The 23,669-nt window shown below is 68.7% G+C and carries 24 protein-coding genes, 2 tRNA genes and 1 pseudogene; 16 read left to right on the plus strand and 11 right to left on the minus strand.

Annotated features, from left to right (window positions below; translation table 11 throughout):
- Positions 1–89: 89 nt before the first annotated feature.
- Positions 90–476: a hypothetical protein gene (locus SREC43747_RS0103790; protein WP_236623007.1), complete on the plus strand. Its 387-nt coding sequence runs from the start codon at positions 90–92 to the stop codon at positions 474–476.
- Between the two features lie 1,167 nt (positions 477–1,643).
- Here SREC43747_RS0103790 and SREC43747_RS0103795 read toward each other — a convergent pair.
- The 3 genes from SREC43747_RS0103795 to bluB form a co-directional block, all read right to left on the minus strand.
- Positions 1,644–1,719 (minus strand) — tRNA-Arg (locus SREC43747_RS0103795).
- A 124-nt stretch (positions 1,720–1,843) separates the two neighbouring features.
- Entirely contained in the window at positions 1,844–3,328 is a 1,485-nt protein-coding gene (locus tag SREC43747_RS0103800; protein ID WP_029719821.1) for a GGDEF domain-containing protein, read from the minus strand.
- A 78-nt stretch (positions 3,329–3,406) separates the two neighbouring features.
- Positions 3,407–4,087, minus strand: a complete 681-nt coding sequence (gene bluB / locus SREC43747_RS0103805; protein ID WP_029719822.1) for a 5,6-dimethylbenzimidazole synthase — start codon at positions 4,085–4,087, stop codon at positions 3,407–3,409.
- Between the two features lie 133 nt (positions 4,088–4,220).
- Here bluB and SREC43747_RS0103810 point away from each other — a divergent pair, with 133 nt between their 5' ends.
- The 7 genes from SREC43747_RS0103810 to SREC43747_RS0103840 all read left to right on the plus strand — a co-directional run bounded on the left by SREC43747_RS0103810 (position 4,221) and on the right by SREC43747_RS0103840 (position 10,637).
- Positions 4,221–4,916: a response regulator transcription factor gene (locus SREC43747_RS0103810; RefSeq protein WP_029719823.1), complete on the plus strand. Its 696-nt coding sequence runs from the start codon at positions 4,221–4,223 to the stop codon at positions 4,914–4,916.
- Positions 4,913–6,340, plus strand: coding sequence for a sensor histidine kinase (locus SREC43747_RS0103815; RefSeq protein ID WP_029719824.1), 1,428 nt, complete (start codon positions 4,913–4,915; stop codon positions 6,338–6,340). Before SREC43747_RS0103810 ends, SREC43747_RS0103815 begins: the two co-directional genes overlap by 4 nt.
- 132 nt (positions 6,341–6,472) lie before the next feature.
- On the plus strand, positions 6,473–7,282 hold the full coding sequence (locus SREC43747_RS0103820) for a DeoR/GlpR family DNA-binding transcription regulator (protein WP_029719825.1): 810 nt from the start codon (positions 6,473–6,475) through the stop codon (positions 7,280–7,282).
- Positions 7,275–8,363, plus strand: a complete 1,089-nt coding sequence (galT, locus tag SREC43747_RS0103825) for a galactose-1-phosphate uridylyltransferase (RefSeq protein ID WP_029719826.1) — start codon at positions 7,275–7,277, stop codon at positions 8,361–8,363. The genes SREC43747_RS0103820 and galT overlap by 8 nt, the downstream gene beginning before the upstream one ends.
- Positions 8,364–8,438: 75 nt before the next feature.
- The gene (locus SREC43747_RS0103830; protein WP_081722410.1) at positions 8,439–9,698 is read left to right on the plus strand and encodes a trypsin-like peptidase domain-containing protein; all 1,260 of its coding nucleotides are present in this window, start codon (positions 8,439–8,441) and stop codon (positions 9,696–9,698) included.
- Positions 9,699–9,881: 183 nt separating this feature from the next.
- Positions 9,882–10,385, plus strand: coding sequence for a MogA/MoaB family molybdenum cofactor biosynthesis protein (locus SREC43747_RS0103835; protein WP_152528306.1), 504 nt, complete (start codon positions 9,882–9,884; stop codon positions 10,383–10,385).
- A 69-nt stretch (positions 10,386–10,454) separates the two neighbouring features.
- A complete protein-coding gene (locus SREC43747_RS0103840) occupies positions 10,455–10,637 on the plus strand; it encodes a GNAT family N-acetyltransferase (RefSeq protein WP_029719829.1) in 183 nt (60 codons plus the stop codon).
- Positions 10,638–10,652: 15 nt separating this feature from the next.
- On the opposite strand, the gene SREC43747_RS20175 is transcribed toward SREC43747_RS0103840, so the two are convergent.
- The 3 genes from SREC43747_RS20175 to SREC43747_RS0103855 all read right to left on the minus strand — a co-directional run bounded on the left by SREC43747_RS20175 (position 10,653) and on the right by SREC43747_RS0103855 (position 12,286).
- Positions 10,653–11,108, minus strand: coding sequence for a hypothetical protein (locus SREC43747_RS20175; protein ID WP_051387667.1), 456 nt, complete (start codon positions 11,106–11,108; stop codon positions 10,653–10,655).
- 173 nt (positions 11,109–11,281) lie between these two features.
- Positions 11,282–11,530 carry an FmdB family zinc ribbon protein gene (locus SREC43747_RS0103850; protein ID WP_029719831.1) on the minus strand — a complete coding sequence of 83 codons (249 nt, stop codon included), beginning with the start codon at positions 11,528–11,530 and terminating at the stop codon, positions 11,282–11,284.
- Positions 11,531–11,629: 99 nt separating this feature from the next.
- On the minus strand, positions 11,630–12,286 hold the full coding sequence (locus tag SREC43747_RS0103855; RefSeq protein ID WP_408005195.1) for a 5-formyltetrahydrofolate cyclo-ligase: 657 nt from the start codon (positions 12,284–12,286) through the stop codon (positions 11,630–11,632).
- Between SREC43747_RS0103855 and SREC43747_RS0103860 the strand changes: the two genes are divergently transcribed.
- The 6 genes from SREC43747_RS0103860 (at position 12,267) to SREC43747_RS21850 (ending at position 16,826) form a co-directional block, all read left to right on the plus strand.
- On the plus strand, positions 12,267–13,169 hold the full coding sequence (locus SREC43747_RS0103860) for a UTP--glucose-1-phosphate uridylyltransferase (protein ID WP_029719833.1): 903 nt from the start codon (positions 12,267–12,269) through the stop codon (positions 13,167–13,169). The genes SREC43747_RS0103855 and SREC43747_RS0103860 overlap by 20 nt on opposite strands.
- Before the next feature lie 50 nt (positions 13,170–13,219).
- Positions 13,220–14,443 (plus strand): molybdotransferase-like divisome protein Glp, encoded by a 1,224-nt coding sequence (gene glp / locus SREC43747_RS0103865; RefSeq protein ID WP_081722411.1) that lies wholly within the window; start codon positions 13,220–13,222, stop codon positions 14,441–14,443.
- 7 nt (positions 14,444–14,450) lie between these two features.
- Complete coding sequence (locus SREC43747_RS0103870; RefSeq protein ID WP_029719835.1) at positions 14,451–15,116, plus strand: GNAT family N-acetyltransferase; 666 nt, start codon at positions 14,451–14,453, stop codon at positions 15,114–15,116.
- A gap of 261 nt (positions 15,117–15,377) precedes the next feature.
- Positions 15,378–16,160, plus strand: coding sequence for a divisome protein SepX/GlpR (gene sepX / locus SREC43747_RS0103875; RefSeq protein WP_029719836.1), 783 nt, complete (start codon positions 15,378–15,380; stop codon positions 16,158–16,160).
- 73 nt (positions 16,161–16,233) lie between these two features.
- Positions 16,234–16,306: transfer RNA gene (locus SREC43747_RS0103880), tRNA-Ala, on the plus strand.
- A 178-nt stretch (positions 16,307–16,484) separates the two neighbouring features.
- On the plus strand, positions 16,485–16,826 hold the full coding sequence (locus SREC43747_RS21850) for a hypothetical protein (protein WP_029719837.1): 342 nt from the start codon (positions 16,485–16,487) through the stop codon (positions 16,824–16,826).
- 165 nt (positions 16,827–16,991) lie between these two features.
- Here SREC43747_RS21850 and SREC43747_RS21855 read toward each other — a convergent pair.
- The 4 genes and pseudogenes from SREC43747_RS21855 to SREC43747_RS0103905 all read right to left on the minus strand — a co-directional run.
- Positions 16,992–18,077, minus strand: a pseudogene (locus SREC43747_RS21855) (recombinase family protein); the annotation flags it as partial.
- A 330-nt stretch (positions 18,078–18,407) separates the two neighbouring features.
- A complete protein-coding gene (locus SREC43747_RS0103895; RefSeq protein ID WP_037331296.1) occupies positions 18,408–18,788 on the minus strand; it encodes a hypothetical protein in 381 nt (126 codons plus the stop codon).
- 235 nt (positions 18,789–19,023) lie between these two features.
- Complete coding sequence (locus tag SREC43747_RS0103900) at positions 19,024–20,106, minus strand: DegT/DnrJ/EryC1/StrS family aminotransferase (RefSeq protein WP_051387668.1); 1,083 nt, start codon at positions 20,104–20,106, stop codon at positions 19,024–19,026.
- Positions 20,103–20,711, minus strand: coding sequence for a hypothetical protein (locus tag SREC43747_RS0103905; RefSeq protein WP_029719841.1), 609 nt, complete (start codon positions 20,709–20,711; stop codon positions 20,103–20,105). The genes SREC43747_RS0103900 and SREC43747_RS0103905 overlap by 4 nt, the downstream gene beginning before the upstream one ends.
- Before the next feature lie 78 nt (positions 20,712–20,789).
- Between SREC43747_RS0103905 and SREC43747_RS0103910 the strand changes: the two genes are divergently transcribed.
- Both SREC43747_RS0103910 and SREC43747_RS0103915 read left to right on the plus strand, forming a co-directional pair.
- Positions 20,790–21,260: a hypothetical protein gene (locus SREC43747_RS0103910; protein ID WP_037331300.1), complete on the plus strand. Its 471-nt coding sequence runs from the start codon at positions 20,790–20,792 to the stop codon at positions 21,258–21,260.
- Between the two features lie 27 nt (positions 21,261–21,287).
- Positions 21,288–22,580 (plus strand): NsdA family TPR-like regulatory protein, encoded by a 1,293-nt coding sequence (locus tag SREC43747_RS0103915; protein WP_029719843.1) that lies wholly within the window; start codon positions 21,288–21,290, stop codon positions 22,578–22,580.
- A 749-nt stretch (positions 22,581–23,329) separates the two neighbouring features.
- Here the strand turns inward: SREC43747_RS0103915 and SREC43747_RS0103920 are convergent.
- Positions 23,330–23,653: a hypothetical protein gene (locus SREC43747_RS0103920; protein WP_152528308.1), complete on the minus strand. Its 324-nt coding sequence runs from the start codon at positions 23,651–23,653 to the stop codon at positions 23,330–23,332.
- Positions 23,654–23,669: the final 16 nt, after the last annotated feature.

The raw sequence follows: 23,669 nt of genomic DNA on the forward strand, positions 1-23,669 counted from the left end.
CGATTCATGTTCCACCGGTGGGTGGTGGCGTTTCTCTCGCTATTCCGGGGCTTGTTCCCGTCCTGGAATGGTCGACACAATCCGCGGCCATGAGTTACCACCCCCACCAGGACCACAACCCGTACCCGTCGCACAATCCCGGTCGCTATCCGCAGCAGGACGGGTACTACGGCGAGCCGCCGCGCGATCGCCGCTACGACGACGGCGCGGACACCGTGGCCAACATCGTTCGCGTCGTCGTCGGCGTGGTCATCGCGATCTTCGCCCTGCACGTCCTGTTCGTCGTCTTCGGTGCCAACCAGGGCAACGAATTCGCGTCCTTCGTCTACACCGCGGCCCAGGTGTTCGTGCTGGGCTTGGGAGATGTCTTCACCCCCGACGACGCCCTGCTCGGCGTCGTCCTGAACTACGGCTTGGCCGCACTCGTCTACGCCATCGTCGGGCAACTCGTCGTCAAGGCGCTCCAACGCCGCTGAAGCCCAGCATTGGTCCGATACTTGAGACTCCGGGCTGAGATGCAGCTCGGAGTGGTGCGGCAATCGCGCGTGCTGAAATGCACGACCGTTGTTCCGCCCCTGCGTCCCGTCCTCTGGAGAACTGCCGGCGAACGCGATCTCGAGGAGCAGGGCGCAGGGGCATCATGGCGCTGCGCGACCGGTGATCGGCTGGCACGGCTCCGGCAGCTCTCATGTGTTCCGATGTGGACAGCATCCTGCTGGGGGAGTGCGATGTCCGCGCTGAAGCGGTCCGAGGCCTGGTGGTCGGACGGCGCGCTGAGCAACTGGCTGCGCGTGGTGATCGGCTCCGCGGCGCTCGCAGCGCGTGGTGTTGGTCCTGATCGGCAACTCCGTGGTCGTGCTCGCTGGCGAAGCGCGCATCGTTCCTGCGCTGAGCGAACAACACCTCGTCCGTCTCGTTGCGGCAGCGAGCCATCCGGTTCGCCAGCTCGCGGGTCCCTCGTCCTGCTGCAGGAATTCGGGCGGGCGTTGGCGCTCTTCAGCGGAGTCCGGCTTCCCCTGTGCTGCGGCAGCACCCGCTCATCGGAACGGTGCCGAACGCTTGAACCCCTGTGGTGTTCACTTGCTCGACCCGAGGGGATGGCTAGTCGTGGGGGTGACGGGCTCGCGATGCGTGGTCGGGAAACCACCGGTTCGAGCTGGTCGCCCAAGCGCAGGGTGAATGTGGAAGACCGCGTGTTCGGCTGCACCAACTACCCGCGAGCAGCGCCATCCACCGGGTTGTTCGAGCTGCTGCTGCCGTTCGTCCTGCTCGTCGCGGATTGCCCCTGCTCGTGGAGCGGGGGAGTCGATGTGCTTCAGCTCCGCTGCTGCAGCGCATTCGGCACCGTGCGGAGGTCCCCGCCAAGGGCGGTGAACTCGGTGGCCGAGGGGTGGTCGCAGGGGCACAGGCGGTGCGGGTCTTCTCCGCTGCAGCCTCGATCAGAAGTCCCCTGGAGGTGCCGCGGCTTGAACGCCGACGGGGCTGCTCCGGCAGCCCGTCGTCCGAAGCCGCGACGGGAGAGGCGGTCGATCTCGCCACGAGTGCGCCGCACTGGCAAGCGATCAGGATGCGCGCTGCAGGACACGAGCTGCGCCGCGCGAGCTCGAGCCTCGTGGCGAGCTCTGCGTTCCTCTGAGCAGAGGTGGCGCCCCCGGCAGGATTCGAACCTGCGACACCCGCTTTAGGAGAGCGGTGCTCTATCCCCTGAGCTACGGAGGCTTGATCTGCGCCCATTCGCAGGGTACCTGCTGGCCGCCGTGCACCGGCAGCAGGGCCGCTGCTGCCGGGCAGCGGACAAGATTCTAATCGCCGCGCCCCTCCCGGCCCGAGCGGCCACCGGCGGCTAGTCGGAGTCCCTGATCACCACTTCCACGGTGTTGCGCCCGTAGGCCTTCGCCCGGTACAGCGCGGTGTCGGCGCGCTGGAACAGGCGTTCCACGCTGGCGGGCGGTCCGGCGGCCACGCCGATGCTCACCGTGGGGTTGATGGTGTCGCGGCCGGTGACCAGGCGCCAGTCGTGCGAGCGCACCGCGTCCTGGATCCGGCGGGCCACGATCGGCCCCGCGCTCCCGATGCCCCCGCTGTTCTCGCCAATCAGCACGATGAACTCGTCCCCGGCCCACCGGCACAGCAGGTCCTCGGAGCGGCATTCCCGGCGCAGCAGGTGGGCGATCTCCTGCAGCACCACGTCCCCGGTGGAGTGGCCGGCCTGGTCGTTGATCTCCTTGAAGTAGTCGATGTCGATCAGCAGCAGCCACGGCACGCGGCCGTTGGCGGTGGCGTTCTCCAGCAGCGGTGGCCCGTTCCGCTCCAGCCCGAGGCGGTTGTGCAGGCCGGTCAGCGCGTCCCGCTGGGCGGCTTCGTGGGCGGCGGCGACCATGCGGCTGGCTTGCACCGCGACGCGCCGCTGCTCCAGCGCTTGGCCGAGCCCCTCCTGGAGGAGGTTGATGGTGGCCGTGTTGGCGGCGAGGGTGCGGCGCAGGGCCGCGGCCTCACCGACGGGGTCGCCCATCTCGGCGCAGATGGTGGCGAGCAGCCTGGAGAAGCGGGCCACCAGCAGGGCCTCGTTGATCTTCTCCGCCTTGTCGACGGACTCGGCCGCGTGGTGCCGGGCGGTCTCCATGTTCTGGCGAAGCCGGTGCAGGACGGTCAGCGACCAGTGCGCCACCGAACAGGTGAACCAGTCGTTGGCGGCTTCCCCTTGGGCGAGGGCTTCCGCGGCGAGCTGTTCCGCCGAGTCCAGGTGGCCGAGGGCGGCGTGCACCCGGGCCAGGGCGGCCTGGCCGGTCCGTTTGATCTGCCCCGGTTTTGCGAAGGTCTGGGCTTCCTCGAGCTGGGCCGCCACCAGCTCCAGCTGGTCGTGCCTCGGGGTGGGTTCCGCGGAGACGTGGAACATGCGGGTGCTGGCTTCGCGGATGAGGCAGTAGGCGAGGGTTTGCGGATCGCCGCTCTCCCTGGCCAGCTGGGTGCTGAGCGTCAGCAGCTCCACGGCGGGCTTCCGGTGCCCGATGGTCTCGTACAGGTAGCCGAGGGTGCCGACGGCGTGGGCGGCGGCCGCGCCCCGGGGGTTGTCGATGTCGAGTTCGGTCCAGCCCTCGGCGGCCAGTTCCAGCGCGAGCGGGATCTTGCCGAGCCGCCAGGCCATCAGCGCTCGTTGCACGAGCACCAGGCTCCGGTTCCACTGGGGGCCGACCAGTCCCGCTCCCGCATCGGTCATCCGGGCGAAGGCGATCTCCGCGGCGGCGGAGTCACCAGAGTCCAACAGCGCACGGACTTCGCGGTCCTGCGCTGGCATGAGGTTGGACATCCACAGGTCATCCTGTTGCATGCCAACCTCGGTTGAGGGTGGGTGCGGGTGCTTGCAGCGTTGCTCCACCTCGTCCGGGTGCGGGGTTCCCTGCCCACACTACCGGCTGGAGTCACTTCTGTACTTTTCGTGGTGAACGACCTGCTCCAGGGGCATGCGGCTGCGCCAGCCGTGCCGCTCCAGGTCGGGGGTGTCCGCCAGGTTGCGCACCGGCCCCACGCACAGCCACGCGACGGGGCGGATGCCCGACGGGATGCCCAGCAGGCGGCGGAGGAACTCCTCCCGGTAGAAGCTGACCCAGCCCACGCCGAGGCCTTCGGCGGTGGCGGCCAGCCACAGGTTCTGGATGGCCAGGCACACCGAGTAGAGCCCGGCGTCGGCGATGGCGTGCCGCCCGAGGACTTGGGGCGCGCCGCGGTGGTGGTCGTAGGTGACGACGATCCCGAGGGAGGACTCGAGGATCCCCTCCACTTTGATGCGGGAGAACGTCTCGGCTCTCTCGCCCTCCAGTTGGGCGGCGAAGACACTGCGCTCGGCCTGCACGTGCTCGCGGAAGGAACGCCTGGTCCGCTCGTCGCGCACCAGGATGAAGTCCCAGGGTTGGGAGAGGCCGACGCTGGGCGCGGAGTGGGCGGCGCTGAGCACGCGGTGCAGCACGTCGTCGGGGATCGGTTCCCCGGTGAACTCCGACCGCACGTCGCGCCGCCGGTTGATCACCTCGTACAGCTGCGCCGCCGGCGAGGATTCGGGCAACTGGGTAGCACGTTTGGAGATCGTCATCGTGTTTCCATCCTGCCGGGTGCTGGTCGGGTGTTGGGCGGGGGTGTCTGGGCCGGAGAGACTCTGGTCACTGGTCCGGGTGAGGGCGGTGGGTTCTCAGCTGCTTCTCAGCACTGAGAGTAAAACTGTGCTCATGCGCATCCTCGTCGTCGACGACGATCGTGCCGTGCGGGAATCGCTGCGCCGGTCGTTGCAGTTCAACGGCTACCATGTGGACCTCGCCGCGGACGGTCAGCAGGCGCTGGACATGCTGGCGCAGAACCGACCGGACCTGATGGTGCTGGACGTGATGATGCCCCGGGTGGACGGGTTGGAGGTGGCCCGCCGGCTGCGCAGTGTCGGGGACGACCTGCCGATCCTGGTGCTCACCGCCCGGGACGCGGTTTCGGACCGGGTGGCCGGGTTGGACGCGGGTGCGGACGACTACTTGCCGAAGCCGTTCGCGCTGGAGGAGTTGCTCGCCCGGTTGCGGGCGCTGCTGCGCCGGACCGGCCCGGCCGATGCGTCCCGGGAGCCGGAGGCGGCGGTGTTGAAGTTCGCCGACCTGGAGTTGGACCCGAGCACGCGGGAGGTTCGGCGGGGTGATCGGCCGATCAGCTTGACGCGCACCGAGTTCGCTTTGCTGGAAGTCCTGATGGCGCACCCGAAGCAGGTGTTGACCCGGAGTCGCCTGCTGGAGGACGTGTGGGGTTACGACTTCCCCACCTCGGGCAACGCCCTGGAGGTCTACATCGGTTACTTGCGGCGCAAGACCGAGGCGGAGGGGGAGCCGAGATTGATCCACACCGTCCGTGGTGTTGGTTACGTGCTGCGTGAGACCCAACCGTGACTGTTCCTGCTCCACCACCACCGGATCTTGTCGAGGCGGAAACCCGGGGCGGCCGGTTCCACCGGATGTCCCTGCGCAACCGGGTCACCTGGTTGGCGGCGATCTGCGTGGCCGGCGCGGTCGCGCTGGTGTCGGTGGCCGCTTTCGTGACCGTGCACGACAGCCTCTACCGGGAGTTGGACGAGAGCCTGCTGCAGCGGGCGGAGGACGCCGCGCGGGGGCCGCTGGTGCAGACCCCGGACCTGCAGCAGGTGCCGGTGGCGTTCTACGCGGCCGCTGATTTCAAGATCAGCGTGGTGTTCGCCGACGGCGCGGTGATCGGCCCCTACCGGGAGAACCGGCCGCCGTTGAGCTACCAGGAGTTGGCGGTGGCGCGCGGTCAGCTGGTCCGTTCGCTGCGCACCGACGAGGGCACCAACAGCCGGGTGGTGGCGGTGCCGGCGGGGAACGACGCGGCTTTGGTGATGTCGACGTCGCTGGAGTCCACCCAGCAGACGCTGGCGCAGTTGAGCTTGGTGCTGGTGGTGATGGGTGGTGCCGGGATCTTGCTGGCCGCGGCGGCGGGCACTGCGGTGGCCCGGGCGGGGTTGCGGCCGGTGCAGCGGCTCACGGCGGCGACCGAGCGGGTGGCGCTCACGGGGGATCTGCGGCCGATCCCGGTGACGGGTGACGACGAGCTGGCGCGGTTGACCACGAGTTTCAACCGGATGTTGGAGGCGTTGGCGGAGTCGCAGGAGCGGCAGCGCCGGTTGGTGGCCGATGCCGGGCACGAGTTGCGCACCCCGTTGACGTCGCTGCGCACGAACTTGGAGCTGCTGGTGGCTTCGTCCCGGCCGGATGCGCCGAAGCTCTCGGACGAGGACCGGGAGGAGATGCTGGCCGACGTGCAGGCCCAGATCAACGAGCTGTCCGCGCTGGTCGGTGATCTGGTGGAGCTGGCCCGGGAGGACGCGCCGCAGGAGGTGCACCAGCCGCTGGATCTGATCGACGTGGTGGAGCGGGCGTTGGCGCGGGCCCGGCGGCGGGCTTCCGGGGTGGAGTTCGTGCCCCGCCTGCAGCCCTGGGAGATGATGGGGGATGCCACCGCGCTGGAGCGGGCGGTGGTGAACTTGCTGGACAACGCCGCGAAGTGGAGTCCGGAGGGCGGCACGGTGCGGGTGGAGGTGCGCCCGGAGCCGGACGGGAAGACGGCGGTGTTGGAGGTCGCGGACAGCGGTCCGGGGATCGCCCCGGCCGATCGGCCGTACGTGTTCGAGCGGTTCTACCGGTCTTCGGATGCGCGGACGCTGCCCGGTTCGGGCCTGGGGTTGGCGATCGTCAAGCAGGTGGCCGAGCGGCACGGCGGGACGGCGTGGGTCGGTGACGCCCCGGAGGGCGGGGCGCTGCTGCGCATGCACCTCCCCGGAAAACCACCCGAAAAGTAAACATCAGTGAACATCGGGTGGCATTTCTGTTCGATGGAGGCGGTCTTCGTCCGGGTATATCGTGATAGGTAGTGTTGTTTTCTGTTGGTTTTGGTCTAGGTAGGGTTTGCTGACCCTGAACGGGGCTGGTGGATGCTCGCGCGGCAACGACAAGAGTTGATCTTGGAAGAGGTCCGGCGCACCGGAGCGGTGCAGGTCAGTGATCTCGTGCAGCGGCTCGGCGTGTCGGACATGACGATCCGCCGGGACCTGGACGCGCTGGCTCGCCGGGGCTTGGTGGAGAAGGTCTACGGAGGCGCGACTTCCGGTCTCCGCCGCAGCACCGACGAACCGGGGTTCGAGGCCAACGCGGTCAGACAGCTGGCGGAGAAGGAAGCGATCGCCCGGCTGGCCGCCCAGCAGGTCCGGCCCGGCACCGCGATCGGCTTGTCGGCGGGCACCACCACCTGGACCCTGGCCCGGCACCTCGACGACATCGCGGACCTGACGGTGGTGACCAACTCGGTGCGGGTCGCCGACGCCCTCCAGCGACCCGGGCGCAGCGACCGGACCGTGGTGCTCACCGGTGGGGTGCGAACCCCCTCGGACGCGCTGGTGGGACCGGTCGCGGTGCAGGCGCTGCGGTCGTTGCACCTGGACTTGGTGTTCCTGGGGGTGCACGGAATGGCGCCGCGGGCGGGGTTCACCACCCCCAACCTGAACGAGAGCGAGACCAGCCGGGCGCTGGCCCGCGCCGCCAACCAGCTGATCGTGCTCGCCGACAGCTCCAAGTGGGAGACCGTGGGCATCTCCACCATCGTGGAGTTCTCGGAGGCCGACCTGCTGATCACGGACACCGGGCTGCCGGAGGAAGCGCGGCAGCAGCTGTCCGAGCACGTCGAAGTGGTGTTGGCGGAGACCGATGCCGTGGACCAGGAAGGCGGGCAGGCGAACGATGGTTAAGCGCACCGCTCGGCGGCTGGCGGACAACCGGGAGATCATCTACTTCGACTCCGACCCGCAAGTCGTGCGGGAGGCCGAGGACACCCGGGAGCTGCCGGCCCAGCAGCCGGCTTCGGAGATGCGTCGGGACCCGTTGACCGGCGAGTGGGTGGCGATCGCCGCCCACCGGCAGACCCGCACCTACAAGCCGCCGGCCGAGCTGTGTCCACTGTGTCCTTCTGCGCCGGGGCGGCCGACGGAAATCCCGGAATCCGACTACGAAGTGGCCGTGTTCGAGAACCAGTTCCCCTCCTTCGCCGAAGGAATCCCCGGGGAACTGGCCACGGTGGACGGAATGCCGATGGTGCCGAAGGCCCCGGCCAGCGGACGTTGCGAGGTCGTCTGCTTCACCTCCGACCACAACTCCTCGTTCGCCCAGCTCACCCCGCAGCAAGCGCGACTCGTGGTGGACGCGTGGGCGGACCGGACCGCGGAGCTGAGCCGCAACCCCGCCATCGAGCAGGTGTTCTGCTTCGAGAACCGGGGCGAGGAAATCGGGGTCACCCTGCACCACCCGCACGGGCAGATCTACGGCTACCCGTTCATCACCCCGAGGACCGAGCGCATGCTCGCGGCGGCGGAGAAGTACCGCGCCGAGCACGGCCGGCACGTGCTCGGCGACGTGCTGGCCGCCGAACGCGCGGACGGGCGCCGAGTGGTCGTGGACTCCGACCACTGGACCGCCTACGTTCCGGCAGCCGCGCGCTGGCCGGTCGAGGTGCACCTCGTCCCGCACCGGCAGGTGCCCGACATCGTCGCGCTCACCGACTCCGAGCGGGACGACTTCGCCCGGGTCTACTTGGACGTGCTGCGCCGGCTGGACCGGCTCTACGACAAACCGCTGCCGTACATCGCCGCGTGGCACCAAGCCCCCGTGCGGGTCGGCCGGGACCTCTCCTGGCTGCACCTGCAGCTGTTCTCCATCAAGCGGACCGCTGACAAGCTGAAGTACTTGGCCGGCTCCGAATCGGGTATGGCAGTGTGGATCAACGACGTGACCCCGGAGCAGATTGCCGAGCGACTGCAACGACTCGATGCTTGAGCCTTGAGCAATGTCACTGGCAAGCACACAGCAGTCTCTAAGTCGCTTCTCAGCTAGCCGTTGCAGAGTGAAGACATGACCGACAAGAGTCCTGATCCGCCCGGTGGGCAGCCGGAAGAGCCGCAACCGCAACCGGGGGGAAGCACCACCCCGGAGCAGCAGCCAGCAGCCGGTCAGCAGTTCGGTCCGCAGTACGTGACGCAGCCGATGTCAATGCTGGGGCAGCAGCCGAACATGCCGTTCGCCGAGCCGCAACAGGCCCCCAAGCAGTCCCGGGGCAAACTGGTCGCGGGAGTCAGCGCGCTCGCGCTGGTCGCCGGGCTGCTCGGAGGCGGGATCGGTGGGTTCGTCGGTTACCAGCTGGGAGGCGGCGGTACCGTCACCACCTCGCTGAACGAGCCCGCTCCGGCCCGCAGCGCGAGCACCGCCCCGGAGGGGTCGGTGCAGCGGGTCGCCGAGAAGGTGCTGCCCAGCGTGGTGCAGTTGCAGGTGCGCTCGCTGCAGGGAGCCGGGGAGGGCTCCGGCATCGTGCTCAGCAACGACGGCTACATCCTCACCAACAACCACGTCGTCGAGGGCGGGCGCACCGGCGAGATCACCGCGACCTTCAGCGACAACCGCACCGCCCCGGTGCGGGTCGTGGGGACCGACCCGAACTCCGACCTGGCCGTGGTGAAGGCCGACATCACCGGTCTGACCCCGGCGGAGCTGGGGCGCAGCGACGACCTTCCCGTGGGGGCGCCGGTCGTGGCGATCGGTTCGCCGTTCGGCCTGTCCGGAACGGTGACCAGCGGCATCATCAGCGCCAAGGACCGCGCCGTGCGGGCTGGGGGCGAGGCCGGAACCCAGTCCAGCGTGCTGAACGCGCTGCAGACCGACGCGGCGATCAACCCGGGCAACTCCGGTGGCCCGCTGGTGGACATGGACGGGCGGGTCGTCGGCATCAACTCGGCGATCTACAGCCCGGGCAACAGCCAAGGGCAGGCGGGGTCGGTGGGCCTCGGTTTCGCGATCCCGATCGACCAGGCCCGGCGGATCGCCGACGAACTGATCCAAACCGGTTCGGCCACCCAGACCACGCTCGGGGTGCAGATCACCGACGCCAACCGGCCGGGCGCCCTGGTGGTCGACGTGGTGCCGGGCGGCGCTGCCGAGAAGGGCGGCGTGCGCCGCGGGGACCTGATCACCAAGTTGGGCGACCGGGCCATCCAGGACGCCGATGAGCTGATCGCCGCGGTCCGCTCGCACACCCCGGGGGACCGGGTGAAGCTCGTGGTCGTCAACAACGGTGGGGAACGAACCGTGGACGTGACGCTGACCGGGGAGAAGGGCTGACCAGCTCGGTTCTTCCGCCGATTGCTGGTCGCCCGGCACCACCGGTGGCTCATTATGGTGAGCCAACTGATCACGTCCGCAGAACACACCTGGAGAGAAATGTCCGACGACCGCAACACCGTCATCCCGTTCTCCGGTTCGCCGGACCTGAGCGGGCCTCACCCTCGGACTACGGTTACTTCCATGGAACGCAGCGCGCAGGCCCTCGGGCGGGCTCTGGTGGTCGTGGTGGACGACCGGGTCGCCCAGGGGGAGCACGAGGACACCTTGGGGCCGCTGGTCACCGAGCTGCTGGAGGAAGCGGGTTTCATCGTCGACGGCACGGTCGCGGTGGCCGGGGAGGCGGTCGCCATCCGCAACGCGCTGAACACCGCGGTCATCGGTGGTGTCGACGTGGTGATCACGGTGGGCGGCACCGGGGTGTCCCCGCGGGACGTCACCCCGGACGCCACCGCCGGTGTCCTCGACCGCCCGATTCCCGGGATCGCCGAGGCCCTGCGCGCTTCCGGGCTGGCCGCCGGCTCGGTGGAGGCCGGTGTCTCCCGAGGCCTGGTCGGTGTTTCCGGCAGTACGCTGGTGGTGAATCTGGCGGGTTCCCGCGCCGCGGTGCGGGACGGGATGGCAACCCTCACGCCGTTGGTCGCGCACGTCATCGAGCAGTTGTCGGGGCTGGAAGAACCCGCTTGATCCGAGGCCGGTGGCGGCGCGCGCCGCGGCCAGCGGGTGTGGGAGACGTGGGTCGAGCTGAGGAGGACTGTGCGGGACGGGCGGCCGGACAGGCCGGGTTCGAAGCGGAGCAAGAAGCGGCCGAGCATCGCCGAGATCTTCGGTGACGTGCTCCCGGACACCACGTCCGATGATCGGCCCGACCCCGGTGGCCAGCAGGAGATGGAGCGCTGGTACCGCGAGAACCGGCCACCGCACCACGATCCCCGGTGAAGCTGCCGCGGCCGGCTAGCGCAAGGTCACCGTCAACCGGCCGCTCATCGCGGCGGCTGCGACCTCGGCGGCTTGCTGCTCCGGCAGGCGCACCACGATCGCCGGTTCGCCCGGGTCGGTTCGATCGATCTCGACGACGCGGGCTTTCCTCGCCAGCACCGGGCTGTCGCGACCGGCCCCCGGGGTGGTGAGCACGTCCACCGCGGCGCCGGGGAACAGCATGCGCGCGGTCGCCGGATCAGCCAGGCGCAGCAGCACCGAAGCTCGTTCGGCGGCAGGTTCGCCCCGGGGCGGTGCTTCAGCTCTGCCGCCCGGCGGCCACAGCGCTGCCGCGCAGCCCAGCAGCAGCAAGAGCACGGCGAGCACCCGGCGCAGCACCAACAGCTTGGCCGCCTGCCCCGCCAGGGCGATTCGCACCCGCTCCAGCAGCGTGGTGTCGAGACGGATTTCCCCGTGTCGATGGGCAGCCATCGGTTCCTCCTGCCGTGGTCGGGTTCAGTGCGGACCCGACGCTAAGCGGCGATGCCACCGGGAGGGCAGGAGCAGGGACTGCTGCTGTGGACAGCTGCGCCGGTTGTGGACAATTGCCGGAATGAAAATCGCCGGTGCCGCGGGACCCGGCGATTTCGCGGTGGTGCTCCGGCTCAGGAGGCCTTCGCCGAGGTCTCCGACGAAGAGCTGGACGAGGACGAGGAGCTCGAGGAGCTGCTGGAGGACGCGCGGCTGTCGGTGCGGTAGAAGCCGCTGCCCTTGAACACGATCCCCACCGCGTTGAACAACTTGCGGAGCCGGCCGTGGCACTCCGGGCACTCGGTCAACGAGTCTTCGCTGAAGGACTGCACCGCCTCGAAGCGGTGGTCGCACTCGGTACAGGCGTACTGGTAGGTGGGCACGACCGGAACCTCCGACTTCGTGTCTGGATTGGCACTCTCACAGGTTGAGTGCTAACACGATAATGCGTCACGTTCGTGCCCAGCGCAATTACGGGTGCATCACACCGGCAGCGCCCGCACCCCGAGCTTCGGGGTCACCACCGCGGTCATCCGCACGTCGTGCGGTTCCGCGGGGAGTTCCTCGACGAATTCGTCGTCCCGGACCACGCCGATCAACACCGCCTGCGGTGCGGCCAGCGGCAGCGAGCGGTCGTAGTAACCGGCCCCGCGTCCCAGGCGAACCCCCGAGCGGTCCACCGCCAGCGCCGGCACCAGCAGCGCCTGCGCCTGGGCGATCGCTTCGGGGCCGAGCCGCTCCCCGGTCGGCTCCAGCAGGCCGAACCGAGCCCGCTGCAGCGATTGGCGACCGGTGTAGACCGCCCAGTCCAGCGGGGCGTCGTCCGAGGCGACCACCGGCAGCAGCACCCGGCACCCCTGCTCCTGCAGGCCGTCCAGCAGCTTCGTCGACCCCGGCTCCCCCTTCACCGGGACGTAGGCCCCCACCGAGCGGATGGCGCGTTCCCGAGCCCACTCCACCAGAGCCGAGATCAACGCATCGTTTTCGACCGAACGTGTGGTTTCATCGAGCTCACGGCGCCGTTGCAGCAGAGCACTGCGCCATTCGGCTTTCCCTTCGGAAGTTTCTCCCAACCAGCTCACAGCCTCACTGTAGGGTTGCCCGCTAGGCTCCGGGGTTATGAGCAGCCCGACAAGCACGTCTCCAGCTTTCCGGACCGCCGTAGTGCCTGCCGCCGGCCTGGGCACCCGGTTCCTGCCGACCACCAAAGCGGTGCCCAAGGAACTGCTGCCGGTCGTGGACACTCCCGGGATCGAACTGGTGGCGGCCGAAGCGGCCGAAGCCGGTGCGCAGCGCCTGGTGGTGGTGACCGCGCCGGGCAAGGAGGGCATAGCGAAGTACTTCCAGCCGGACCCGGCGTTGGAGGAAACGCTGCAGAAGCGGGGCAAGGCCGCCTTGCTGGAGAAGGTCCGCCGGGCGCCGGCTCTGATCGGGGTGGAAACCGCCGTCCAGCAGGAGGCGTTGGGCCTGGGGCACGCGGTGGGCTGCGCGGAACCGCAGCTCGCCGACGACGAGGACGCGGTGGCGGTGCTGCTGCCCGACGACCTGGTGCTCCCCAGCGGTGTCCTCAAGCGAATGTCCGAAGTGCGCGCCCGTCACGGCGGCACCGTGCTGTGCGCGTTCGACGTGCCGCGGGAGCAGATCTCCGCTTACGGGTCCTTCGACGTGGAGGACACCGGGGAAGCGGATGTGAAGCGGGTGCGGGGGATGGTGGAGAAGCCAGCCCCGGAGGAAGCGCCGTCCACTTTGGCGGCCGTGGGCCGGTATCTGCTGGATCGAGCGGTCTTCGACGCGTTGAAGCGGATCGGACCCGGTGCCGGAGGTGAGCTGCAACTTACCGATGCCGTAGCGTTGTTGATCTCGGAGGGACATCCAGTGCACGTGGTGGTCCACCGCGGTGGGCGACACGACTTGGGAAATCCTGGTGGTTTCCTCAAAGCTGCGGTGGACTTCGCGTTGGAAGATCCCGAGTACGGGCCGGAATTGCGGGACTGGCTCGTCGAACGGATGAGCAGGAACTGAGGCCGCGCGCCAGCCGGTCCGGCTCGGGCACGCGGGAGAGGTCAACAGCCATGAAGTCAGTGGACGAGCAGCTGGCGCGCGTACTGACAGCCGCTGTCCGCCCCGTGCCGGTGCGGGTGGCGATCTCAGAAGCGCAGGGTTTGCTGTGCGCTGAAGAAGTGACCGCCGACAGGGCGTTGCCGGACTTCGACCAGGCCGCGGTGGACGGCTACGCGGTGCGCAGCGTCGACGTGCAATCGGCAGCGCAGGAGTCCGTGGCGCTGCCGGTGGTGGGGGAAACACCGGCGGGAGCCCGCCAGGCCCGTCGACTGCAGCCGGCGCAGGCGGTGCACGTGGAGGCGTCCGCGCCGTTACCGACCTTGGCCGACGCGGTGGTGCCGGTGGCCTACACCGAGGAGCAGAGCGGCAAGGTGGTCGTTCGGCAGCCGGTGCCTTCCGGTGCTTTCGTCCGGCGCGCCGGCGAGGACGTGCAGCCGGGGGACGTCGCGGTGCACCGGGGGATGCCGATCGGCCCCGCGCAGCTGGCCATGCTGGCCGCGATCGGCCGCAGCCAGGTGCTGGTGCACCCGCGGCCGCGGGTGTCGATCATCTCGGTCGGGGAGGAGCTGGTCGACCTCAACGAGCGGCCGGGCACCGGGCAGACCTACGACGTGAACTCCTACGCCCTGGCGGCCGCCGCCCGCGAAGCCGGTGCCGAGGTCACCCGGGTCGGGATCGTGCCGACGGATTCGCGCCGGTTGCGGGAAGTCGTGGAGGGGCGCCTGCTGCTGTCGGAGGTCGTGGTGATCGCCGGCGGTGCCGGCGGGGCCGCCGGCGAGCGGGTCCGGGCCGCCCTGGCCGAGCTGGGGCGGTTGGAGATCACCCGGGTGGCGATGCACCCCGGGTCGGTGCAGGGGTTCGGTCGGCTGGGCCCGGACCAGGTCCCGACCTTCATCCTGCCCAGCAGCCCCGTGAGCGCCCTGGTCGTCTTCGAGGTCTTCGTCCGGCCGCTGATCAGGTTCGCGCTGGGCAAGACCAACCCGCACCGGCGCACCGTCACGGCCAGCACGCTGTCCCCGATCTCCTCCACCAAGGGGCGGCGGGGGTTCCTGCGCGGCCAGCTGCTGCGCGACCCGGACACCGAGACCTTCCTGGTGCAGCCGCTGGGAGATTCGGAATCGCACTTGCTCGCCCCGTTGGTTGAGGCAAACTGCCTCATCGTGGTCGACGAAGACATCACGGACATCCCCGTCGGAGAAGACGTGCCGGTCAGATTCCTGTCGCAGCGATCGTGATACGCCGATGTGCCCCGCGCAGCTCGAGGACTTCTCCGTCAGCCGCCACCCGGGGTGGCCGGCGCGGCTCGGCCCGCTGATCACCGCCCGCGGCAGGGTCGAGCTGCGGCCACCCCGGCTGCGGGACGGTGGGGCGTGGAGCCGCGCTCGGCTGCGGGATCGGGCTTACCTGCAGCGCTGGGAGCCGACGGCGGTCGGCAGCTGGCAGGAGCGCAACGCGGTGACGGCGTGGCCGGCCCAGTGGGCGGCGCTGCGCGGGATGGCGCGGCGCGGGCACGCGGTTCCGTTCGTGGTGCTGGTGGACGGCGAGTTCGCCGGGCAGCTGACGGTCGGCAACATCGTTCGCGGCGCCTTGCGATCGGCTTGGGTGGGGTATTGGGTGACCGAGGCGCTGTCGGGAGGTGGGGTGGCCACCGCGGCGGTGGCGCTCACCGTGGACCACTGCTTCGGCCCGGTGGGGCTGCACCGGCTGGAGGCCACGGTGCGCCCGGAGAACTCGGCGAGCGTTCGGGTGCTGGAGAAGACCGGGTTCCGCCGGGAGGGGTTGTTCCGCCGGTACCTCGATGTGGAGGGCGACTGGCGGGACCACTACGTGTACGGGTTGACCGCTGAGGAGCTCCCGCACGGCGCGGTGTCGGAATTGGTCAAATCCGGGCGGGCCCGGAGGCCTTGATCGGCGAGAGCTTGATCACCTGGATCGGGGTCTGCGGTGGCGCGGTGGCGGGCGGAAGATCATTCTTTTTTGCTGTAAAGATCATCGGCGAGATCTGAATGGCCCCCGGAGGATGCATCCGTTCGGAGTAATATCGCTCATTTTTATTCGGAGCGGAACCAATTGATTACGGCGTGGCTCCAAGACAGCGGCGGCGGATGTGGCTAGCGTTGCTTTGGCGCGCTCGTGTGCTGCCTGTGGCCAAGGGGGAGGTGGCGAGGCATGGGGAGCTCACTGATCTTCGCTGCGCTGGCAGCGGCTTGGCTGGCCGTCTTAGTCCCGATGTTCGCCAGGCGTCGGCAGGAGGTCTCCAAGACCGCTGACACGGTGTTGGCGGCTCGAGTGGTCCGGCGCGGTGGCGAAGCGAGGGGGAGGGCCACGAAAACCAGGAGAGAGGGGGCGGTCGCGATGTCCGATGCGGACCGGGAGGACGCCATCGAGGAGCACGAGCTGGCTGGCGAGCACGACTCCGAGTCCCGCCGGCAGGTGCACAGTGCTGATACCCGTGCTGGTCGGCGCTACCGGCCTGGGCGCGGCGGCTTCGACCCGGAGGCCGCGGCCATCGCTGCGCACGCCAAGTACATCCGCCGGCAGCGGATCGTGCTGGCCATGTTGATCGCGGTGGTGGTCACCGCGGCGTTGGCCGCGCTGGTGTGGTCGCCGCTGTGGTGGGTGCACGGCGCGGTGGACTTGAGCCTCGCCGGTTATCTGACGTACCTGCGGCGGCAGGTCAAGATCGAGCAGGACATCCGCAACCGGCGGCTGGCCCGGCTGAACGGGGAGCGCAGGCCGCGGCCGGAGCCCGTCGAGCCCGAGTACGAGGACGAGCCGGAGGAGCGGCGGGAGCCGGTTGCCGCGCAGGACGACGTCGCGGTGCGTCGCGCTGCGGGGCGCGCTCCGGCCATGCCGTGCGCGGTTCCGCTGGAGATCGACGACGAAGACCCCATGTTCGACGAGCTGGAAGAGCACACCTGGGAGTCCTACCGGCGGGTGGCCGGCGAGTAGCCGACCGCGCTAGGTGGGGGGGTGCTGCGAGTGCTGATCCTCGGCTTGCTATGCTTACGGCAGCACTCAACAAGGGGCTGTAGCGCAGTTGGTAGCGCGTCTCGTTCGCATCGAGAAGGTCAGGGGTTCGACTCCCCTCAGCTCCACGTTGGGGTTGTTATTAGAACCCCTGCCTGCGTTGAGGTCTTGGAGCAGGATCTCAACGCCGAATAGCGAGGATGGGCCACCCGATTTGCGGGTGGCCTTCTTGCTGTTTCGGGGCTGCGGGATGGCCGGTGCGCTCTTGTCGCTGTCGCGCCCGGCGGTTCGCGTGCGCTGGAGGGCGTGGAGCTGCCCGAAGGGTTCATGGAGATCGCCGTGGGTGATCTCCTCGTCCTCGATGTAGAGGCCGTGGAAGATCGCCTGGTTGAGCAGGCGGCGCTGCTGCTCGGTGCAGCGCCGGTACAGCTCGTGGGGGTTTTCGAGGAGCTGGAGGCTGGCCTCGATGAGCCGGGCGCTGTCGGTGAGGTCGGCGCTGGCGGTGTCCAGGCGGCTGGTGAGGTGCTTGCGCTGGCGTTCGATGTTGCGCAGCTTGGCTTTGACCTTGGTTTGCGGCAAGGTGCCGTCGGCTGCGAGGTCGATCAAGTTTTCCTCCTGGGTGTCGAGTTCGGCGAGCTGACCGGATAGTTGCTTATGCAGCAGTCGTGCGGATTTCTCCTGTTCGCGGATGACGGTGTCGACCTGGGAGCGGACGTCGTCGATGAACGCCGGGGTGAAGCGGATGCTGGCGTAGTGCCGTTCCACGGCGTCTTCGACCAGGTCCACGTGGACGTGGGGTGCTTCGCAGGTGCCGTCGCGCTTGTTGCGGCAGAAGAAGTACAGGTATTCGGTGCCGTGCCGGTTCACGGTGCGCTGGATGATCATCCGCTGGGTGATCCCCGCGCGGCGGCAGCGACCGCAGAACACCGAGCCCTTGAGGTAGTGGTGGTGCACCCGGCGGCGTTCCTTGGCCGCAGTCCGGGAGTTGAGCCGGTCCTGAACGCGATCGAAGAGGTCTTCGTCGATCAACGGGTCGTGCCGGCCGCGGATTTCCTCGCCCTTGTAGGTCACATAGCCGAGGTAGTAGCGGTCCCGCAGCATCTGCGAGAGCTTGTTGATCGAGACCTTCTTCGCCGGGTGCTTGGCGGTAGGGCGGGTGCGCAGGCCACGGTCGTAGAGTTCGTCGGCCAGCTCGTCGAGGGTGTAGTCCCCGGTGTCGTACAGCTCAAAGGCGAGCTGGACGAAAGGCGCCCGCTCGTCGTCGACAACGATGGTGCGGATCACGCGGCCTTCGGAGTGGTCGATGTGGTTGAGGTATCCCAGCCGTGCGCGGCCGATCGTGCCGCCGTTGCGGGCTTTCTGCCCCATCTTGTAGGCAATGTCCACACCGGACTGGCGCGATTGGTACTCGTTGAAGGTAGCCAGGATGCCGTGCATGAGCTGCCCGACGGGCGAGTCATCGATCGACTCGGTGGCGGACACGAGCGCGACGCCGCGTTTGCGCAGGTCGGCCATGACCACAGCGTCGTCGTACCGGTTCCGCGCCATACGGGAGAGCTGATAGATGATGATGTAGTCGACGTCGCCCTGGCTGCGCACCCGTGCCAGCATCCGCTGGAACGCCTCACGCTTGGTCATCTCCGTGGCGGTGCGGCCCGGTTCGACGTACTCGTCGATGACGGTGACGCCGAGGTCCTTGGCCTTGCGCAGGCACGCCTCCCGCTGGGTCGGGATGGAGATGCCCTCGGGGTCGTAGTCCCGCTTGACCTGCCCGGCCGAGGACACGCGTAGGTAGATCACCGCCCGCGTGCCGGGTTCCACGTCGTCCGCGGGGTGCTCGACAGGAACAGCGACGTCCTGCTGCAACTCGTCGTAAGAGTCAGCGTATGCGCTGGTCATGGCAGTCCTTCGTAATTCCGTGTGAGCAAAGGGATCTCGTCCAACGGTTCACTGGTCGGTAGCGGCGCTGTGGCCAACCAGCCCACCCGTGGCACGGCGGCCGAGGTACCGGCCGGACGAACAAGCGCTGCGCAACCCGGTGCTGGAGCCTCGTGCTGTCCGGTGTTCTTTGAGGCCCCCTACTCCCTCGATCGGTTTCGGATTGGTCGGACTCGTTGTTGCCCGGCGGCTCGTGTGTCGTTGAGGCAGCGCGTGCGGCATCGTCAGACCTCCTTACGGGTGGTGGGTAACGGTGTGGTGTCGGTGCCGGCTGAAGGGCAATGCCCGGAACTAGGCCGCCCGACGGTGTTTTCGGTGGTCAGCCGTCGTTGCGGTGTCCGATGCGTCGGTGTCGGCCAGTGCCGATTGCTCATCATCGACCTCGTCCTCCAACATCTCGGCCGCGAGGCTGGCGACCACCTGCGCGAGCTTGTGGATATCTGGTGGATCGCGGCGAACACCGCGAACGACCAGGTTCTGGCCGGTCCGGCGGGCGTTGCCTCGCCTCCGCGTCTTCCTGGCTGAGGCGTTGGCGTTGCCCCGCGGCTGCGGTTCGGTCGGAACCGTAACGCCGGCGCTGTCGTCGAGGTCGGGCAACTTGGCGATGTTGCCGGGGCCGTGTTCGCCTTCATCGGTCGAGGCGTGGTGGGCGTGGGGTTCGTCGGGGCACATGAGCGCACCTTTCGAGCCCGCGAGCCCGCAGCCGAGCGGGAGGTCGCGGGCGCTGGTCGGCCGGTTGGGCAACCGTCGACGCAGCGGACACATCCCAGCCGGGTCACCCGCGGCCCTTACCACGGGGGGGGGGCTTGATCGGGCGCGGGCACGCGCCATGACGCGCGCTGTGGTGGCTGGGGGTGTCGGCGTGGGCGATCAGTGGGACTTCGACTCCCCGACTGCTCTCGGGCACTCATCGGGGCCAGCGCTCCACCGATCGACTGGACCTCGGCGTCCCGAGGCACACCCATACGAGACGCGCTCTAAGGGGAATGGCGAGGGTCGTATCGATCGCTGTGCGCGCCCGCAGGCACGGATCGGTGACGTACCTCCCGAGTAGGCCGAGCTGATCCGCCGCAACCATCCGGTAGCTGCCGACGCAGTTGACGACTCCTGCCGCCGAGAGGTGCGCACAAAACTTCCGGGGACGTGACAGGTCGATGCGGAACAGCGCGGACGAGGCGTTCCACTCCTCGAACCGGGCCGTCTCGATGGGGCGCAGTCCCGGTGCTTCGGCGAGCATCGAAGCCAAGGCGTGGTACTGATTTCGTCGCTGTTCCAGCACATCGTCTAGACGGGCAAGGTTCGCTCGGGCAATAGCGGCCAGCGGCTCGGCGAGTGCGTAGTTGTAGCCCAGCTCGCCGTACGGAGCTTGTTCTCGCGGAGGCGTCTGCCAGTGCCAGCGTGCCGCTCGGCACCGCTCGGCCAACGTCGTGTCCTGGGTGAGGATGAAGCCGCCTTGTCCGGACCAGAGGACCTGCTTGTCATTGGTTGAGATGCATCCCAGGTCTCCGAATGTGCCGGCAAGCTGGTCATCGAATCGAGTTCCGATCGCGTCACGGGCGTCCTCGACGACGCGGAGGCCGTGCGCTCGTGCGTACTCGACGAGACGGACCACGTCGCCGGTTCGTCCCCACAAGTGCACTGGCACCACGAGGCGGGTGCGATCGCTCAGCTTCGAGGCAAGGTCGTCGATGTCGAGACTTTCGCCGCGAGCGCCGGAGTCGACGAAGACGGGAGTAGCGCCCACATACAGCACTGGCGCGATCGAGCTGAGCGGGGCCGCGGCTGGCAGCAAGACCTCGTCGCCAGCAGCGATGTCGAGGGCGACCAACGCGCAGTGCAGCGCGGCGGTGCCGCTGGAGACGGCGACTGCTTCCGCCACATCGAAGTGGTGGGCGAGATCCTGTTCGTACAGGTCCACGTGGTTCGTGGACCACGGATCAGGCATCGCGGAGGCGACCGTCGCCAAGACCTCGGACAGTGTCGGCGTCATACGGCACGTCCCGGCTGCAGCGGCGTAGGCCGGACGTTCTCCTCGACCTCCGGCTGGGGGCGCGCGGAACCGGTGGCCGTGTGATTGCTCAACGCAAGCCGTAGACGGCGTTCGCGTTGACCGACCTTCCCTGGTTCGGGTGGCTTCAGCCGGACAGGCCGCTGCACGTCTTCAGGCACGAGCATGACCTGCGGGGTAGCGAACGGCTGGTCCGGGTGATCGGGGTGGTCGGGGTGAAGCAGATTCAGCAGAGCCCGCAGTGTTGGCTCTGCGTCGTTGCCGAACGCCCAGACCACGCTCGGCGGCTGGAAGACGTTGAAGTTCTCGCGCCGGACCGCACGTACCGCCGTGACTTGGTCGGGGCCGGTGATCTTCAACAGGTCGACGTAGCTGTCCCAGTAGTACGACGCGACGAGCACGACCGGTTCGGGCTTCCCGCACAGGTGGAAGGTGAACCCGTCGTTGGCCACCTCGCGCAGCAGCGTGGTCACGGTGGTCAGCCACTCGTCGTCGGGGGCGAGACGTGCAATCGAGGTCGGTAGGTTCATCGTGGCGATCCGGTCGTGTGTGGGTTGGGTGCTGGTTGCGGCGCGGTCGGGGGACACGCCGCAACCAGCGGACTGATCAGACCGTGGTTGGCTGGGCTCGGGACAGATGACATTCGATGACAACCGCAAGGAGGCGTGGCTGACGTGCCGCGAACCGTGACGATCACCGGAACGAGAACGACCGGCGAGGTCAGCGACGCCGAACTGGCCGAGCTGTTCGACGCCTACCTGCGACCGTTCGCCACCGACGAGGTCCGCTTCTACATTGGGGGCGCGGCCGGGATCGACACCGCGACGCTGGGGTGGTTGGCCGAGCACACCAGCGCCAGGCTCACGGTGGTCGTGCCCTGCACGGTGGCGGATCAACCGACGACCGCTGCCGAAGCGATCGCCCGCTGGAAGCATCAAGGCCGGCTGGACGAGGTCGTCGAACTGAGGGCTCCCGAGCTGGGCACGGCTGCCTACCATGCGAGGAACCGATGGATGGTCGACCGCAGTGAGTTCGTGATCGGCTTCCCGCGCGGCACCGATCCGGCCAGCGGGACCTGGTACACCCTCACCTACGCCGCCGATCAAGGAAAACCCCGGCTGGTCGTGCCCCTGTGACCGCGCACGGATGATGTACTGGTGGGCATGACCAGCGTTGATCCCGTCACCGGATCGAACTTGCTGCGCCACCTGCGCGAATCCCGGGGCTGGTCGTGGGCAGACCTCGCACGGGCGTTGCGGGAGACCGCCGGCCAGCTCGCGGTGACGTCGCTGACCGATCGCCGGGTCGCCAGCATCCAGCGCACCGTCGCCCGTTGGGAAAGCCCCACCGATTCGACCAGTCCTGGCGAGCGCTACCAGTACCTGCTGGCGCACCTGTACGCCCGGACGGCCAGCGGGACGTTCGCGCTGGGACCGGGATCGGACTTCGCAGCCCTGCTCGATGCTCTGCGGCATTTCGGCTCGCCCGAGCACCGCATCCGCCACCTCGTCGAAGCCGTCACCCGCACCGCCACCACCTCCGGTGGGGTCGACGGAGACCAGGCGTCGATGCCCGACGAAGCGTTGGTTCGTCAGCTCGCGGACCAGGTCAACGGCATCAACAGCCAGATCGGCTCGACCCCGCTGGTGCGCCTGCAACTGCAACTCGCGCCCGTCGTCGACACCTGCCAGCGGATGGTCCGGTCCGAGCAGCACGACGACGTGCTGGCCCTGGCGACCGATGCCTTTGCCCTGGCCGCACGTCTGGCCTTCGAGACCCGAGATGACGAGGCAGCCGAATCGCTGTACCGGGAAGCCAGGGAGACAGCCGGTCGCCTTCCCAACCGCCGTCATCGCGCTGCCGTACTCACCAGCCACGCGATGGTCACGTTGCACGCCACCGGCAACCCGGAGGCAGCCGGACAGATCGCTCGCGCCGCCGTCACCGAAGCGCACCGCAGTGACAGCTACGCACTCCGCGCTCGCGCGCACGCCATCCACGCCGAAGTCAGCGCCCGTGCTGGCCAGGCCCACCGCGCCCTGACGGCGCTGGAACGTGCCTGGACCACGGTCGAACAGCTCGCCGTCGATCAGCGCTCTTCGGGCTTCAACGCTGACCGGCTGGACGGCTTCGACGGGCTCTGTGCGCTCTACGTCGGAGACGCCGATCATGCACATGCTCGTCTGGAAAGGTCGCTGGCCACGTTGACCCAGCCACGCGACGCGGTGCAGCGCGGGATCGTCGGAACGGACCTCGCGTTGGCGAGGTTGCGGCTCGGAGACCCAGCGGCCAGCGTCACCCTCCTCCACGAGGCCGTTGACCTGGCCGCAACTACCGGTGGCCGGGTGCCTGCTCAACGCCTGCGACACGCACGGAAAGTCCTGCGGCAAGCCCAAGCCGAGGCACACCTCGCCGAACTCGACGACCATATTCACGATGTCCTGATCGGGCGTTGAACCCGGCTTCCGTACCCGTGGGCAAGGCAGCGTTCGAGAACCGGGTCCGTGTCCGGCGAAAGCCATCGGAGATCCCTTCGCGTCTCGAATCGAGTACTCGGGTCGTCGACACCCGCCTGGGCGGGGCTTTGCGGACCGCACGCGGTCGCGCACACTGGTCGTGGGACCGCGTGCGGTCCTCGGTAGAGCCGTGCTCAGCCCTGTTTCATCTGGCCGGATGCGCGGCTAGCTCGGCTCTACCGATACCTCTGCGGGCCAGCGTCCTTGCGCGGGTGATCCTCGTCCGCAAGGTGGTTGGGATTGCCGCAGGAATTGCAGTTCAGCAACGGTGTTTCACCTCCTTTCTTGCTCGTCGAGGCTGTGGCCGTCCTCGCCCCACTTGCGCCGCATGGCGGTGAGGAATCGGCCGAGGGCATTGGGGTTGCTGGGATCGATCGGGGTCGTGCCAACCGCAGGCCCCTGGTCGGGAAGTCCGCTTCCCGAGCGGAGCCGTTGTCCGGGGGTGAACCAGGGACTCCGGGGCGGCGCCGCAGTCCTGACTACGGGCATCGGGCGTGTGTCGACCAGGTCCGGTGACGCCTCCAGCGCCCCTCCGACGCTCCAACGGAGTGGTTCGGTCCGCGGACCGTTCAGCGGTTCGTCGCAGCTGTGCTTCGGAACGCCGTTGCCGAACACCGCGTGGTTCCCGATGACGGGCCGACCGTCCGGTCCGGTCCGGTTGTGCCGTCCCACGGTGCACGTCGCCGCGCTCACGGCCGCCGTCCGGAACCGGACAGTTCGACGGGATCGCCGCAGGAGCGGTCTTCGACCGCCGCTCGCTGACCTCGGAGCAACTCGTTGCAGGCGGCGTGGACCCGCTGCTGATCCTTGGCTTCACCATCTCGTGGCGGGACCAAGTACCCGCCCCCGCACAGCGAGAGCATCACGTACTGCTGGATTCCATACGCCCGCTTCTCACCGAAGGGCATGGTGATCGGCTGCCCGCTCACCGTGGTGCGGGGGTAGTGAAGTAATCCGCCGTGCACGGTGGGGCACGGGGTATCGGGCTTGACGTCGGCAAACGTCATAGACATCGGGGCTCCCAGCATT

Origin of the sequence: Saccharopolyspora rectivirgula DSM 43747, assembly GCF_000497205.1 — a bacterium.
In the GTDB taxonomy this organism is placed as follows: Bacteria; Actinomycetota; Actinomycetes; order Mycobacteriales; family Pseudonocardiaceae; genus Saccharopolyspora; species Saccharopolyspora rectivirgula.

Excerpts from the sequence above, each read along its gene's own strand:
- galT (WP_029719826.1), top strand. The coding sequence starts at position 7,275 with ATGGTTAAGCGCACCGCTCGGCGGCTGGCGGACAACCGGGAGATCATC.
- SREC43747_RS0103790 (WP_236623007.1), top strand. The coding sequence starts at position 90 with ATGAGTTACCACCCCCACCAGGACCACAACCCGTACCCGTCGCACAAT.
- SREC43747_RS0103870 (WP_029719835.1), top strand. The coding sequence starts at position 14,451 with ATGTGCCCCGCGCAGCTCGAGGACTTCTCCGTCAGCCGCCACCCGGGG.
- SREC43747_RS0103820 (WP_029719825.1), top strand. The coding sequence starts at position 6,473 with ATGCTCGCGCGGCAACGACAAGAGTTGATCTTGGAAGAGGTCCGGCGC.
- SREC43747_RS0103860 (WP_029719833.1), top strand. The coding sequence starts at position 12,267 with ATGAGCAGCCCGACAAGCACGTCTCCAGCTTTCCGGACCGCCGTAGTG.
- SREC43747_RS0103915 (WP_029719843.1), top strand. The coding sequence starts at position 21,288 with ATGACCAGCGTTGATCCCGTCACCGGATCGAACTTGCTGCGCCACCTG.
- SREC43747_RS0103920 (WP_152528308.1), bottom strand. The coding sequence starts at position 23,653 with ATGTCTATGACGTTTGCCGACGTCAAGCCCGATACCCCGTGCCCCACC.
- glp (WP_081722411.1), top strand. The coding sequence starts at position 13,220 with ATGAAGTCAGTGGACGAGCAGCTGGCGCGCGTACTGACAGCCGCTGTC.
- bluB (WP_029719822.1), bottom strand. The coding sequence starts at position 4,087 with ATGACGATCTCCAAACGTGCTACCCAGTTGCCCGAATCCTCGCCGGCG.
- SREC43747_RS0103895 (WP_037331296.1), bottom strand. The coding sequence starts at position 18,788 with ATGTGCCCCGACGAACCCCACGCCCACCACGCCTCGACCGATGAAGGC.
- SREC43747_RS0103835 (WP_152528306.1), top strand. The coding sequence starts at position 9,882 with ATGGAACGCAGCGCGCAGGCCCTCGGGCGGGCTCTGGTGGTCGTGGTG.
- SREC43747_RS0103830 (WP_081722410.1), top strand. The coding sequence starts at position 8,439 with ATGACCGACAAGAGTCCTGATCCGCCCGGTGGGCAGCCGGAAGAGCCG.
- SREC43747_RS0103810 (WP_029719823.1), top strand. The coding sequence starts at position 4,221 with ATGCGCATCCTCGTCGTCGACGACGATCGTGCCGTGCGGGAATCGCTG.
- sepX (WP_029719836.1), top strand. The coding sequence starts at position 15,378 with ATGGGGAGCTCACTGATCTTCGCTGCGCTGGCAGCGGCTTGGCTGGCC.
- SREC43747_RS0103800 (WP_029719821.1), bottom strand. The coding sequence starts at position 3,328 with ATGCAACAGGATGACCTGTGGATGTCCAACCTCATGCCAGCGCAGGAC.
- SREC43747_RS0103900 (WP_051387668.1), bottom strand. The coding sequence starts at position 20,106 with ATGACGCCGACACTGTCCGAGGTCTTGGCGACGGTCGCCTCCGCGATG.
- SREC43747_RS20175 (WP_051387667.1), bottom strand. The coding sequence starts at position 11,108 with ATGGCTGCCCATCGACACGGGGAAATCCGTCTCGACACCACGCTGCTG.